Here is a 13,309-nt window from a genome sequence, read left to right on the forward strand (position 1 = left end):
ATAAGAACATATATCGCATATGTAGATTTTAGACATCAGGACCACACCCCCGTTCCTGATACGGACCCGCTTCCCGCCCGCCTCCATCCGGGCGGCTTTTTTTTGAAAGGATCGACATCCATGGGTAGCCTCAACAGCGATATCTCTAATGTCCGGCCCCCGGCATCGGATGCGGCATCGGCGTCTATACAAGGCCACGACGGCGCGCCCGGTCGCGGCGCGACATCCCGGACCCGGCCCTCCCTCCTTCCCGCCGCCCGTCCCGCCCCCTGGCGGTCGGCGCAAGACCCTGTCGACGGAAACGTCGCGACAGGGGGCCGGTTCGGCAGCAATGCATTCGCGGTAGAGCGGCGCGCGCCGAACGACACGCCGCCCATTGCCCCCGTTCCAGAGGAATCGGAAGTGGCAAAGGCGATACACGCCCGCCGCAAACCCGCCGTGATGCGGGACGCGATGGGGCGCGCAATAGGGAGCGCGAAACCTGACAACAAATCGCGGGGACCCGTCAGGCCGTCCCCCGCACAGACCCGCGCACCGGCCCCTGCGCCTGCACCCGTCCCGGACGAAACGGCGCAGGCCCATGACCGGCTGGCACGGGCGATGGCGCGGACCAGCGACCCATCCGGCCTGCTGCGCACCCTGGCGGGCATGAAGGATGTCGCCCCCGACACATGGCACCGCGACTACGAGGATCTGTTCGCCCGCTATGCCGGGGAACTGGGCGGCGACGCCCACCCCGAATACCGCGCCTTCCGCGCCCAGGCCGACAAGGCCGTGGGCCTCACCCCCAACGCCGTCCTGGGCGGCGCGGGTGAGGATAGTCTATTCTCAAAACAAGCCACCGAGGACGGTGATGCACCGAAACAGTCCCCGCGACCGGGCCGGAAAAGACCGGGAGAGGCCCAAACCGATTTGGGTCGCCGGCGGCGCGCCGTTGGGCATTGGGTCGATGAAGCCGTTACCGAAGGCGCGTCGGACATGGTCATCGACGACAGCCCGCCCCTGACGTTTGACGAACTGCGGGAACGCTATCCCAACCTGCCGGAAAACCTGACGCCGGAAGCGTCCCGAAAGGTCTTCGGACAATTGAAGCCCGGCAAGACCGTCCTGGAAAATCACCGGACGTATGAGACCATCGACGCCTTGCTGCAATCGACACCGGGTGCGATCAAGTCGCAGTTCTTCAAAGCCGCCCAAGAGGTCACCAGTTGGAATGGTCTGGGGGGCCTGGACGGAAATTCGCTATTGAAGGACGAAACAGAAGCTTATCTCCATCATGTTCATCATGGTTTGGTACCCTATAATCTCGAAGCCGCGAGATCATTGCTGGCCGGCAAAGAATTAGAGGGCATGGAGGGGCTTCGCGGCAAAGACCTCGACTATGCGCTTGTTAAACGGGAACAGTTGCTCGTTCAAAAACTGACGGACGCGTTTTTCAAAAATCACCCCGCCTTAGATCGGAACGAAATCCTTAAGGATGCGGGCGATGCGTCAGCCCACAATCCGGCAGGTTTTCTTGGACTACCTGATACGTGGCTCGATCCCAGGAACGACTACGTCGAAAAATCATTCGACATAGGGTTCTCGGAAAGGGAGTATGATATGAGAATCCCCGACCATCGGATGAAAGTCGGGCGCGGAATAATCGACGAGATTTATGACCTGAGACAGATACCGTGGGACGCGCAATAAGGCTTTATCTTCTGGAACTGATAACGGACATCTTCGTTTCCATATCGGGGATGTTCGTTGTCTTTCTGGTAATGGCCGCACTGAGACTCGATGGCATTCCATTCCGCAATCCACCGCTGGCGGCAGCAATTATAGCGACTACGTTGTTTATGCTGAGGACTATCAGCCAAATACCCTTAAATCTTCTAGTCCGTTTCCTACTTTGCAAGCGCTTTGGATTCTCGGTTCGGCGAAGTCTGCTATCGGGTCTTTTTATTGGGCTTATTTTATTGCTGCTGTCAGGAACGGTGTGGTTCTTCGACATTCGTAGCCACGAATTGCCAACCGTAGGGATGCTGTTCGGAATAGTGATTCTTGTTTTCTCCGTAGTAAGCACCCCTTTAGCAACATGGATTATCTATTCTTGGCGCGGCGAGGTTTTCGAAAGCCGCTTCGACAAGAGCTTCGTAAACCCCAAGGCGGACCTGATCGCACAGGGGCTTTGATCATGGAATGCAGAAGCGGGCAATTTCCATTCACCGATATTGACCGAAGGCGAATATCCGCCGACACCGGGCCGGGAAAGACCGGGAGAGGCCCAAACCGATTTAGGTCGCCGGTGGCGCGCCGCTGGGCATTGGGTCGATGAAGCCGTTACCGAAGGCGCGTCGGACATGGTCGTTGACGACAGCGCCCCTCTGACGCTCGACGAGCTGCGGGAACAGTTGCTCGTCCAAAACTTGACGGACGCGTTTTTCAAAAATCACCCCGCCCTGAATCGGGACGCAATCCTTAAGGATGCGGGCGATGCGTCCGCCCACAATCCGGCAGGTTTTCTTGGACTGCCAGATACGTGGCTCGATCCCAGAAACGACTACGTCGAAAAATCATTCGACACAGGGTTCTCGGAAAGGGAGTATGATATGAGAATCCCCGACCATCGGATGAAAGTCGGGCGCGGAATAATCGACGAGATTTATGACCTAAGACAAATACCGTGGGACGCGCAATAAGGCTTTATCTTCTGGAATACAGCGTGGACTACCTGACATGTGTCATGTGGGGGGGGCGCGCTGTATTTCGTTTTTCTAACGGTCGGGGTCGAAATGAAACTTGCAAAATTTCCCGAAGAGGCGCTTTTCTGGTCTATATTTATTAGCACAGCTGGGTTTATAATACGCGCATTTACTCAATCAATATTCAACTTCTTTTTACGGATTTTTCTGTGTAAATCAATTGGGTTTAATATTTTATTTTCTTCTATATTCTCTACGCTATCTGGAATTCTATTCTTTTTCTTATATTTTCCCTTTTTCGGTCCCTTTTTCATAACCGACTTGCAGCCCACTCTTCAAAGCGCCCTTTTGGATTTTCTTGCAGTTACTAGCCCTTGCATTCTTGCAGGTCCGACGGCGGCACTGATCGTATATGCTTGGCGCGGAGAGGTCTTCGAAAGCCGATTTGATCCCAATTTCGTAAACCCCAAGGCAGAGCGGCTCGCGCAGGGGCTTTGATCCTGTCGGCCGTCGGACAGGCTGAAAGTCTCCCCGCGTGAAAAGCAAAGGCCGCGCCTTCCAGGATTTGCTTTCCCCCACGCATGTGCTAGTCAACCGCGATACGCATCACTGATAGGGTTGGTCTTTCCCCGCCATGCGGAATTATCTGGATTTCGAACAGCCGATCGCCGAACTCGAAGGCAAGATCGAGGAACTGCGCCATCTTTCCGACGATGGCGAGGTCAATATCGCGGATGAGGTCTCGCGGCTTCAGACCAAGGCGGACAAGCTGCTGCGGCAGACCTATACCAAGCTGTCGCCCTGGCAGAAGGTTCAGGTCGCGCGCCATCCGAACCGGCCGCATTTCTGCGATTATGTCGAAGCCTTGATCGACGACTACATGCCGCTGGCGGGCGACCGCGCCTTTGCCGACGACAAGGCGATCCAGGGTGGCCTGGGCCGATTCCGGGGCCGTCCCGTCGTCGTCATGGGCCATGAGAAGGGTGCCGACACGACCAGCCGGGTGAAGCACAATTTCGGCATGGCCCGACCCGAAGGCTATCGCAAGGCGATTCGCCTGATGGAACTGGCGGAGCGGTTCAAGCTGCCGGTCCTGACCTTCGTCGACACGTCGGGCGCCTATCCGGGCGTCGGGGCGGAGGAACGCGGTCAGGCGGAGGCCATCGCCCGGTCCATCGAAACCTGCCTGAAACTGAACACGCCCATCGTGTCCACGGTGATCGGGGAAGGCGGGTCCGGCGGAGCCATCGCCATCGCCGCGGCGGATTCCGTGCTGATGCTGGAACACGCCGTCTATTCCGTGATTTCGCCGGAAGGCTGCGCCGCCATTCTATGGGGCACCGCCGATCAGGCGAGCGCGGTCGCCGAAGCCCTGAAGATCACGGCGCAGGACCTGACGCAATTGGGCTGCGTGGATGCGATCATCCCGGAACCGGTCGGCGGCGCGCATCGCGATATCGATGCGACCATGAAGGCCGCGGGCGACGCGATCGAAGCGGCCCTGTCCAAGCTGACCGGCCTGGACGCGGCGGCGCTGATCAAGGCACGGCGAGCGAAATATGTGGCGATCGGCCGCGAAGGTCTTAACGGCTAAATCCCAGATATTGGCGTCGGTCCTGATGGTGCCGACCCTGGTGGTGGCGACCCTGCTGCTGGCGGCCTGCCAGACGGCGTCCGACACACCGACGGATTGCGTGCGCGGCACCCTGACCGACGAAGGGGCGACCTGTCAGGCGCTGCGAGACCGGTCGGGGCGGCTCTATACCTTCTATGCCGATATGACGGGCTACAAGATCGGGCAGGCGGTTTGCGTCTGCGGGCCGGTGGCGCAAATGTCCTTCTGCAATCAGGGCACGGTGCTGGAAACCCGGTATCTGGGTGCTTCCTGCCCGGCGGTCGATCCCGAATAGAGGGGGTGCAAGATCGGCCCTATGCTTCCGCACGGAATCGGCATAGGCTTCTTGCAACCTGTCCTGTCGGACATATGTTTTCGGCTGTAACTTAAGGGCTGAATACGGCACGTGACGCAACGCGATTTCGGAATGACCTCCCTCGGACGCGCCCGATATACGGCGCAGATTGGGGTTTCATGAGCCGGGATCGGACAGCGCCCAGCCTGCCGCCGGTTTCATCCGAACCGACCTTCCATTCCATGCTTCCGACCCTGCCCAATAACGCGGCTTCCTTGACGGAAGGCGGGGTTGTGGCCTATCAGGCCCGCTCCATGCGGAGAATTCCGCGGATCGCGACGCAGGACAGACCATGACCCACACACCCGACCAGACCAAAGACACCCGTCCGAACACCCGCAAGGTCCATATCAAGACCTATGGCTGTCAGATGAACGTCTATGATTCGGAACGGATGATGGAGAGCCTGACCGGCCTGGGCTTCGAAGTTTCGGCGGAAGCCGAAGGCGCCGATCTGGTGATCCTGAATACCTGCCATATCCGCGAAAAGGCGTCCGACAAGGTCTATTCCGAACTGGGCCGCCTGCGCGAGGCCCAGACCCGCAAGGCGGAAACCGGCGGGCGCATGATGCTGGCCGTCGCGGGCTGCGTCGCCCAGGCGGAAGGCGACGAAATCCTCAACCGCGCGCCGCAGGTCGATTTGGTCTTCGGGCCGCAGACCTACCACCGCCTGCCGGAAATGCTGGCCAAGGCGGAACGGGAAGCGGGCGCGCAGCAGGTCGAAACCGACTTCCCCGCCGAAGACAAATTCGATCACCTGCCGCAGGACCGCGCGGTAGACGGGGTAACCGCCTTCCTGACCATTCAGGAAGGCTGCGACAAGTTCTGCACCTTCTGCGTCGTGCCCTATACGCGCGGATCGGAACAATCCCGTCCGGTCGCCGCGATCCTGAACGAGGCGCGCAACCTGACCGCCAAGGGCGTGCGCGAAGTCACCCTGCTGGGCCAGAACGTCAACGCCTATCACGGGATCGGGCCGGATGGGCGGGAATGGGGCCTGGGCCGTTTGGTGCGGGCGCTGGCCGATATCGACGGTCTGGCGCGTATCCGCTACACGACCAGCCATCCGCGCGACATGGACGATGATCTGATCCGCGCCCATGCCGAGGTGCCGGCCCTGATGCCCTATCTGCATCTGCCGGTGCAGAGCGGATCGGACCGCATTTTGGCCGCCATGAACCGCAAACACACGGCGGACGACTTCCGCCGCATCGTCGACAAGTTGCGCGACGGCCGCCCCGATCTGGCGCTGAGTTCGGATTTCATCACCGGCTTCCCCGGCGAAACGGATCAGGATTTCGCGGACACGCTGAAACTGGTGCGGGAAGTCGGTTTCGCCGCCTCCTTCTCCTTCAAATATTCCGCGCGGCCGGGCACCCCGGCATCGGGCATGGTGGACGCCGTGCCGGACGCGGTGAAATCGGACCGCCTGCAGGCGCTGCAACAGCTCCTCGACGCGCAGCAGGAGGCGTTCAACCTATCCTGCATCGGCAAGCGTTTGCCGATCCTGATCGAAAAACCGGGCCGCCATCCGGGTCAGATGGTCGGCCGGTCCCCCTATCTGCAACCGGTCCATGTGGACGGGTCCGCGGATCTTGTCGGTCACGTTCACGAAGCCGACATCGAATCGCTTCAGTCTTACAGTTTGTTCGGTACTCTCGTTTCTAACAGGGACTCAACTGAAAGGGCTTGCGCTTGACCTCCATCCAGCAAGGTGACATCGCCACTCAATCCGCCGTCGCACCGAGAGTCATCGAATTCGACGACAACAAACTCCTGCCGGAGCTGTTCGGGGAACACGACAAAAACCTGGTGCGGATCGAGACACAGCTTGGAATATCATTGATCAACCGCGGCAATCAGATTGCGCTTACCGGACCCAAGGAATCGATCGAACTGGCCGAAGCGGGCCTACGTCGGCTCTATGCCCGCCTGAAAGGCGGCGAGGGCATCGAAGACGCCGATGTCGACGCGGCGCTGCGCATGGCGAACCAGCCGACGGACCTGTTCGGGCAACAAGAGCCGGTGATCCGCACGCGGCGTCGGCATATCTCGCCCCGGACACCGTTGCAGGCCGAATATATCGACGCCATCCGGCGCAACGATCTGGTCTTCGGCCTGGGTCCCGCCGGGACGGGGAAAACCTATCTGGCCGTCTGCATGGCGGTTTCCATGTATGTCTCCGGTCAGGTGGAACGCATCATCCTGTCCCGTCCGGCGGTCGAGGCCGGGGAACGCCTGGGCTTCCTGCCCGGCGACATGAAGGAAAAGGTCGATCCCTATCTGCGGCCGATCTATGACGCGCTGTATGACACGCTGCCCGCCGATCAAGTGACGCGGAAGCTGGAAAACGGCGATATCGAGGTCGCACCCCTGGCCTTCATGCGCGGCCGGACGTTGAAGAACGCCTTCGTGCTGTTGGACGAGGCGCAGAACACGACGACCATGCAGATGAAAATGTTCCTGACCCGACTGGGCGAGAACAGCCGCATGGTCATCACCGGGGATTTGAGTCAGGTCGACCTGCCGACCGGACAAAAATCCGGTCTGGCCGACGCGGTGGAAACCCTGGGCGGCGTGCGCGGCATCGAAATGATCCGCTTCACCGCCGCCGATGTCGTGCGTCACCCGCTGGTCGCCCGGATCGTCGAGGCCTATGACGCGCGGCAGGGCGCGGCCAGCCTGTAAGGACGCCCATGGCCTGCGACATCGACTGTACCGTCCTGGCCGGGGATTGGACCGAGGCGGATCAGGAAACCGCCCGGATTGCCGCCCTGGCCGCCTTGAAGGCCGGATTGGACCCGGCGGAGGCCGACGACGCGTTCGAAATCTCGCTGGCCTTCGCCGACGACGCGACGGTGCGGGACCTGAACCGCGACTATCGCGGACAGGACAAGCCGACCAATGTCCTGTCCTTCGAAACCGGGGAAGAGGCAATGCCGGGGGCGCCGGTGATCCTGGGCGACGTGGTGCTGGCGCGCGAAACCTGCGCCCGCGAAGCGGCGGAAATGGACAAGCGTTTCAGCGACCATCTGACCCACCTCACCGTACATGGCGTCTTGCATCTTCTGGGCTATGATCACATAGACGACGCGGATGCCGAGGAAATGGAGTCGCTGGAAGTTGAAATTTTAGCGGCAATGGGGATCGATAATCCCTATCTTGACTTGGACGGGCCGGTCGACGGCCCCTAGACGTAAGGATTTGGCGGAACGCGGCTGCCGGTTCCGATCAAGAAAAGGACGATGACGGATACAGTTTCCCCTTCGGATACCCGAAGACCCGGATCCCCGGCGAATGCCGATTCCGGGAGTGCGACAAGTGCTTCGGCGGAACCGAGTTCTAGGAAGCCGGGCGGCCTGCGCGGGTTGATGCGCACGCTGTTCGGCCGAAACGGAGACTCCCAGCTCCGCGACAGTTTCGAAGAACTGCTGGAGCAGCACGACGACCGTGCGACGCCGATCGATCCCGATGAACGGGCGCTGATCGACAATATTCTGAATCTCGACGAAGAAACGGCCTATGACGCGATGGTGCCGCGCGCCGATATCGCGTCCGTCCCGGTGGATACCGGCCTGGACGAGTTGGTGGAGATCATGACCCGCCAGCCGCATTCCCGCTATCCGGTGCATGGCGACGGCCTGGACGACGTCCTGGGCATGGTTCACATCAAGGACGTGTTGAAGGCGACGACCGAACCCAAGGAAAATTTCAACATCCGCAAGGTGATGCGGAAGGTCCTGTTCGTGGCGCCCTCCATGCGGGTTCTCGACCTGTTGCTGCAGATGCGGATGACGCGCATGCATATGGCGCTGGTCGTCGACGAATATGGCGGCATCGACGGTCTGGTAACGATCGAGGATCTGGTCGAGGAAATTGTGGGCGAGATCGAAGACGAACACGATATCGACCAGGGGCCGAAACTGGAACCCAAGACGGACGGCACCTGGATCGCCGACGCGCGCTACGATATCGAGGATCTGGAAGAGGAATTGGGCCCGATCCTGACGGAGGAAGAGCGCGAGGAAGACATCGACACGCTGGGCGGTCTGGTCTTCACGCTGGCGGGCCGTGTGCCCGTGCGCGGCGAATTGATCATGCATGAGGAATCCGGCCTGGAATTCGAGGTTCTGGAGGCCGATCCCCGCCGCATCAAACGCATTCGTCTGCGCTATCGCAAACCGCAGGATGCGGATACGCGACCGGCCAAAGCAGCGGAATAATCGACCGTGATCGCAACCGCCGCCCGGTTCTGTTCGGCGCTGTCCGGTTGGCGGCGGCGCGGCGTCCTGACGCTGCTGGGTGCGGTAACGGTGCTGGGCCTGCCGCCCTTCGACATCTGGCCTATCGCCTTCCTGACCCTGCCGCTCTTCCTGTGGGTTTTCGAAGGCGGGCGGACGAAGAAGGCCGCCTTCGGCGCCGGCTGGTGGTTCGCCTTCGGCTATTTCCTGGCGGGCTTTTACTGGATTTCCAACGCGCTTGTGGTGTTTTCGCCGGACTTCTGGTGGATGGTGCCCTTCGCGCTGGTCGGCCTGCCGGTGGTGATGGCCGTTTATTACGGGCTGGCGACAGTGCTGGTCGACCGTGTCATCCCCGCGTCGGAACTGCCGGAGGGCACTGCTCGGCGACTCGCTCGTATCCTGTTGTTGACAGCCGCCTTCGTCGGTGCGGACCTGTTGCGCGGAACCCTGTTCACCGGTTTCCCGTGGAACGTCTTCGGCTATCTGTGGTCCGGGTCCGGGGGGTTGAGCCAGGGGGCCGCATGGCTGGGCGCTTACGGTTTGGGTGTGCCGGTCCTATTGTCCGGCTTCTTGCCCGCCCTATTGCCGAACGGACGGCCCGGACGGTTCGCGCTGGCGACGGCGTTCGCAATCCCGTTGGCTTTCCTGATCGCCGGAACGCTGCGCCTGTCCGACGCGCCGGACATGGCGGCCCAACAAGCCGATGCAAATCGGCCCGGTCTGCGGCTGGTTCAACCCAATATTCCGCAGCAGGAAAAATGGAAACGGGACCTGCGCGTCCGCAATTTCGAACAGCATCTGAATGCCAGCCGCGTCAATCGGCCAGACTGGGTCAAAACCGTGATCTGGCCGGAGACCGCTGCCGCCTTCGCCATCGATCAGGCGGAAGACTACCGCGTTTCCGCCGGGGCTTGGGCCGTGCCGGACGGCGGGTTGCTGATCACCGGCGCGCCGCGGCTGCTGGACGATCCGAAACGCCTGTACAATGCCGCCGTCGCGCTGAACGGGGCGGGCACCATGGTTGCCACATACGAAAAATCGCATCTGGTCCCCTTTGGCGAATACGTACCCCTCAGCCAGTATTTACCCTTCGGCAAGGTCGCGGCGGGGGCAATCGACTATTCACCGGGGCCGGGACCACAGACGCTGTCCCTGCCCGGCCTACCGCCTGTCGGTCCGATGATCTGCTATGAAGTGATCTTCCCTGGGGCCGTCGTTGATCCCGACAATCGCCCCGATTGGATGCTGAATCTGACCAACGACGCCTGGTACGGTCACACGACGGGGCCGTATCAGCACCTGCAACACAGCCGATTGCGCGCGATCGAGGAAGGCCTGCCCCTCATCCGCGCCGCCAGCACGGGCATTTCCGCCGCCTTCGATGCCTATGGGCGGGAGGTCGGACGGATCGGGCTGGGAGAAAACGGCATTTTGGATTTGCGTCTGCCGCCCGCCATTGCGCCCACCCTCTTTGCCCGTCTCGGCAACCTGTTCGCCATCGGGCTGATTATCCTTCTCGCAGGGGTCGGTTTCGCCTTACGAAAACGATAGGTGATCCGGCGCAGAATTCGCCTTTGTGTTGCGAAAGCCTTGACCATTTCCATCCCCGGAACTAGTTATAATTCTTGTATAATGTGTTTTTGCGTCCCCTTTTTGGGTACTCCTATCGACACATTGATCGCCCCCGAGAAGCGGCGCGGCGTCAAAGGATGGACATCATCGCATGGCGAAAAAGGCAGCAGGCAGAAAACCGGCATCCCAAAAGGCGACATACGGTACGGACGGCGACTATATCCCGGCGGGTCGTCCCGGTGTTCCCAATCCGGTCGATATTCATGTCGGCAGCCGCGTTCGTCTGCGGCGCACATTGCTCGGCCTCAGCCAGGAACGCCTGGGGGAGATGATCGGACTGACCTTTCAGCAGGTGCAGAAATACGAACGCGGCACCAACCGGATCGGGGCCAGCCGCCTGTATGATCTGTCGCGGGTCTTGGATGTACCGATCCAGTTCTTTTACGAGGATATGCCCGCCGAAACCGCCGGGCAGTCGCCCCGCCTGCGCGCCGGCCTTTCCGAATCCCGCGTCGATTCCTATACCGAGATCGATCCGATGAACCGGCGTGAGACGCTGGAATTGATCCGTGCCTATTACCGGATCAAGGACCCGACCGTGCGCGACCGCGTCCTGGACCTTTGCAAGGCGATGGCCAGCACCGCGGAAACGACCTGACGTCTTGACGGCCATTCGGTCGCTAAGCCCACCTATTGACGCATCCCGGATTCCTTCGTACTAACGCCCGCTTTCTGTCTGCGCGAAGCGATTCGCCGGATGGTTTCCGATTCGATCCAAACGACCTGCCGACCCGTCGGACGCAGCATGATCCTGAGGGGATCTCAAAGGGGGGTATTCATGTCCAACTCGTACCTGTTCACCAGCGAATCCGTTTCCGAAGGCCATCCGGACAAGGTCTGCGACCGCATTTCCGACGAAGTGGTTGACCTGTTCCTCGCTGCCGATCCCGGCGCGCGGGTGGCGTGCGAGACCCTGGCGACGACCAATCGCGTCGTCATCGCCGGTGAGGTCCGCGGCCCGGAAAGCCTGGTGGCCAACGACGTGGTGGATCGGGAAAAGATCGAAGCGCTGGCCCGCAAGGCGATCGCCGAAATCGGGTATGAGCAAGACGGCTTCCACCATGCCCGTTGCGAAATCGACGTCTATCTGCACGGCCAGTCCAAGGACATCGCCGTCGGTGTCGATGCGTCCGGCAACAAGGACGAAGGTGCGGGCGACCAGGGGCTGATGTTCGGTCACGCCCGCCGCGAAACGGATGTCCTGATGCCCGCCGCGATCCAGTATTCGCACGATATCCTGAAAAGCCTGGCCGAATACCGCCACAGCATGCCGAAAAGCGGCCTGGGCCCGGATTCGAAGAGCCAGGTGACGCTAAAATATGAAGACGGCAAGCCGGTCGGCGTGACCTCCGTTGTCGTGTCCACGCAGCATGATGCGGACATGACCCAGAAACAGGTCCGCGAGCTTGTCCGAGACCATGTCGAAAAGGTCCTGCCGAAAGGCTGGTTCCCGCCGGAAGACGAATTCTATACCAACCCGACGGGCATTTTCGTCATCGGCGGTCCCGATGGGGATGCCGGCCTGACCGGCCGCAAGATCATCGTCGATACCTATGGCGGCGCTGCGCCGCATGGGGGCGGGGCGTTTTCCGGCAAGGACCCGACGAAGGTCGACCGGTCCGCAGCCTATGCCGCGCGGTATGTCGCGAAAAACATCGTCGCCGCCGATCTGGCCGACAAATGCACGATCCAGGTCGCCTATGCCATCGGCGTGTCGCATCCGCTGTCCCTGCTGGTCGATACGCATGGCACGGGCCGGGTCGCGGAAGACAAGCTGGTCAAGGCGGTGCGGGAGGTCATGGACCTGTCGCCGCGCGGTATCCGCGAACATCTGAATCTCGCCAAGCCGATCTACGCGCCCAGCGCCGCCTATGGTCACTTCGGTCGCCAGCCGACCGCCGAGGGCCATTTCAGCTGGGAACGCACCGATCTGGTCGAGGCGTTGAAATCCGCCCTCACCTGATCGCCTTCAGCCCCAACGCTTAGTCGAGAGACCATGACCGGCGAAAAGCACGACCCCAATCGGCCGAAATTCTATGGCCGCCGCAAGGGCCGGGCGTTGAATCGGTCGATGGTCGCCGTGGTGGAAGACGATCTGCCGCGCTATGCGGTCGATCCGGCGGCCTTGCCCGCCGAACCGACGGATATGTTCGACCGCCCGGTCCGCGATCTGTGGCTGGAAATCGGCTTCGGGTCCGGCGAACATCTGCTGGGACAGGCGAAGGCCAACCCCGATATCGGCATGATCGGCTGCGAGCCGTTCATCAACGGCGTGGCGAAGCTGGTCCGCGATGTGACGGCGAGCGGGACCGACACGATCCGGATTCTGCCCGACGACGCGCGGCTGTTGCTCGACGCCTTGCCGGACGCCTGTATCGGGCGGGCCTTCGTGTTGTTTCCCGATCCCTGGCCGAAGAAGCGGCACAATTTCCGCCGCTTCATCGGACCGGAGAACCTGCCGCGCCTTGCCCGCGTGCTGCGGCCCGGCGGGACGCTGCGCTGCGCAACCGATCATCCCGATTATCTGGCCTGGATGCTGTTTTATATCCGCGCCAATCCCGCCTTCCGCTGGCTGGCGAAAGGTCCGTCCGACTGGGCGGTGCCGCCCGCCGATCACGTCCGCACGCGATACGAGACGAAAGCCCTCGCGGGCGTGCCGCATTACCTGGACTTCCTGCGCGTCTGATCCGGACCTTGCGTCCGGCCGCGACCGGCGGCGGGCGGGCGCAGGCGGGGCTTGATTGCGCCGCCTCATCGGCGTATAAGGCGGCAGTTAGCT

The 13,309-nt window shown here is 61.3% G+C and carries 14 protein-coding genes; all 14 read left to right on the top strand.

Translation table 11 applies throughout. The features are described from left to right. Positions 1-120 precede the first annotated feature (120 nt). The 14 genes from HH303_RS10515 to trmB all read left to right on the top strand — a co-directional run bounded on the left by HH303_RS10515 (position 121) and on the right by trmB (position 13,216). On the top strand, positions 121-1,692 hold the full coding sequence (locus HH303_RS10515) for a hypothetical protein (RefSeq protein ID WP_169625297.1): 1,572 nt from the start codon (positions 121-123) through the stop codon (positions 1,690-1,692). Next, complete coding sequence (locus HH303_RS10520; protein WP_169625298.1) at positions 1,677-2,177, top strand: hypothetical protein; 501 nt, start codon at positions 1,677-1,679, stop codon at positions 2,175-2,177. The genes HH303_RS10515 and HH303_RS10520 overlap by 16 nt, the downstream gene beginning before the upstream one ends. A gap of 168 nt (positions 2,178-2,345) precedes the next feature. After that, positions 2,346-2,684: a hypothetical protein gene (locus tag HH303_RS10525; RefSeq protein WP_169625299.1), complete on the top strand. Its 339-nt coding sequence runs from the start codon at positions 2,346-2,348 to the stop codon at positions 2,682-2,684. Positions 2,685-2,777: 93 nt separating this feature from the next. After that, positions 2,778-3,185, top strand: coding sequence for a hypothetical protein (locus HH303_RS10530; protein ID WP_169625300.1), 408 nt, complete (start codon positions 2,778-2,780; stop codon positions 3,183-3,185). A 136-nt stretch (positions 3,186-3,321) separates the two neighbouring features. Beyond that, entirely contained in the window at positions 3,322-4,281 is a 960-nt protein-coding gene (locus tag HH303_RS10535; RefSeq protein WP_169625301.1) for an acetyl-CoA carboxylase carboxyltransferase subunit alpha, read from the top strand. Then, a complete protein-coding gene (locus HH303_RS10540; RefSeq protein ID WP_169625302.1) occupies positions 4,247-4,597 on the top strand; it encodes a hypothetical protein in 351 nt (116 codons plus the stop codon). Before HH303_RS10535 ends, HH303_RS10540 begins: the two co-directional genes overlap by 35 nt. Before the next feature lie 352 nt (positions 4,598-4,949). Beyond that, positions 4,950-6,356 carry a tRNA (N6-isopentenyl adenosine(37)-C2)-methylthiotransferase MiaB gene (gene miaB, locus HH303_RS10545; protein WP_169625303.1) on the top strand — a complete coding sequence of 469 codons (1,407 nt, stop codon included), beginning with the start codon at positions 4,950-4,952 and terminating at the stop codon, positions 6,354-6,356. Positions 6,357-6,361: 5 nt separating this feature from the next. Then, positions 6,362-7,345: a PhoH family protein gene (locus HH303_RS10550; protein ID WP_319637409.1), complete on the top strand. Its 984-nt coding sequence runs from the start codon at positions 6,362-6,364 to the stop codon at positions 7,343-7,345. Between the two features lie 8 nt (positions 7,346-7,353). Then, positions 7,354-7,851 carry an rRNA maturation RNase YbeY gene (gene ybeY / locus HH303_RS10555; protein WP_169625304.1) on the top strand — a complete coding sequence of 166 codons (498 nt, stop codon included), beginning with the start codon at positions 7,354-7,356 and terminating at the stop codon, positions 7,849-7,851. A 177-nt stretch (positions 7,852-8,028) separates the two neighbouring features. Continuing rightward, on the top strand, positions 8,029-8,880 hold the full coding sequence (locus HH303_RS10560) for a hemolysin family protein (protein WP_169625305.1): 852 nt from the start codon (positions 8,029-8,031) through the stop codon (positions 8,878-8,880). 6 nt (positions 8,881-8,886) lie between these two features. Further along, positions 8,887-10,449: an apolipoprotein N-acyltransferase gene (gene lnt / locus HH303_RS10565; protein WP_169625306.1), complete on the top strand. Its 1,563-nt coding sequence runs from the start codon at positions 8,887-8,889 to the stop codon at positions 10,447-10,449. Between the two features lie 172 nt (positions 10,450-10,621). Beyond that, positions 10,622-11,128: a helix-turn-helix domain-containing protein gene (locus tag HH303_RS10570; RefSeq protein ID WP_169625307.1), complete on the top strand. Its 507-nt coding sequence runs from the start codon at positions 10,622-10,624 to the stop codon at positions 11,126-11,128. A 180-nt stretch (positions 11,129-11,308) separates the two neighbouring features. Next, positions 11,309-12,493: a methionine adenosyltransferase gene (gene metK / locus HH303_RS10575; protein ID WP_169625308.1), complete on the top strand. Its 1,185-nt coding sequence runs from the start codon at positions 11,309-11,311 to the stop codon at positions 12,491-12,493. A gap of 33 nt (positions 12,494-12,526) precedes the next feature. Then, positions 12,527-13,216, top strand: coding sequence for a tRNA (guanine(46)-N(7))-methyltransferase TrmB (trmB, locus tag HH303_RS10580; RefSeq protein ID WP_169625309.1), 690 nt, complete (start codon positions 12,527-12,529; stop codon positions 13,214-13,216). Positions 13,217-13,309: the final 93 nt, after the last annotated feature.

The organism is Pacificispira spongiicola (assembly GCF_012926505.1).
Lineage (GTDB): Bacteria > Pseudomonadota > Alphaproteobacteria > UBA8366 > Aestuariispiraceae > Pacificispira > Pacificispira spongiicola.

What these genes read in the sequence shown, in the direction of transcription:
- HH303_RS10525 (WP_169625299.1), top strand. Translation starts at nt 2,346, where the DNA reads ATGGTCGTTGACGACAGCGCCCCTCTGACGCTCGACGAGCTGCGGGAA.
- miaB (WP_169625303.1), top strand. Translation starts at nt 4,950, where the DNA reads ATGACCCACACACCCGACCAGACCAAAGACACCCGTCCGAACACCCGC.
- HH303_RS10530 (WP_169625300.1), top strand. Translation starts at nt 2,778, where the DNA reads ATGAAACTTGCAAAATTTCCCGAAGAGGCGCTTTTCTGGTCTATATTT.
- HH303_RS10560 (WP_169625305.1), top strand. Translation starts at nt 8,029, where the DNA reads ATGCGCACGCTGTTCGGCCGAAACGGAGACTCCCAGCTCCGCGACAGT.
- ybeY (WP_169625304.1), top strand. Translation starts at nt 7,354, where the DNA reads ATGGCCTGCGACATCGACTGTACCGTCCTGGCCGGGGATTGGACCGAG.
- HH303_RS10535 (WP_169625301.1), top strand. Translation starts at nt 3,322, where the DNA reads ATGCGGAATTATCTGGATTTCGAACAGCCGATCGCCGAACTCGAAGGC.
- HH303_RS10540 (WP_169625302.1), top strand. Translation starts at nt 4,247, where the DNA reads ATGTGGCGATCGGCCGCGAAGGTCTTAACGGCTAAATCCCAGATATTG.
- HH303_RS10515 (WP_169625297.1), top strand. Translation starts at nt 121, where the DNA reads ATGGGTAGCCTCAACAGCGATATCTCTAATGTCCGGCCCCCGGCATCG.
- HH303_RS10570 (WP_169625307.1), top strand. Translation starts at nt 10,622, where the DNA reads ATGGCGAAAAAGGCAGCAGGCAGAAAACCGGCATCCCAAAAGGCGACA.
- metK (WP_169625308.1), top strand. Translation starts at nt 11,309, where the DNA reads ATGTCCAACTCGTACCTGTTCACCAGCGAATCCGTTTCCGAAGGCCAT.
- trmB (WP_169625309.1), top strand. Translation starts at nt 12,527, where the DNA reads ATGACCGGCGAAAAGCACGACCCCAATCGGCCGAAATTCTATGGCCGC.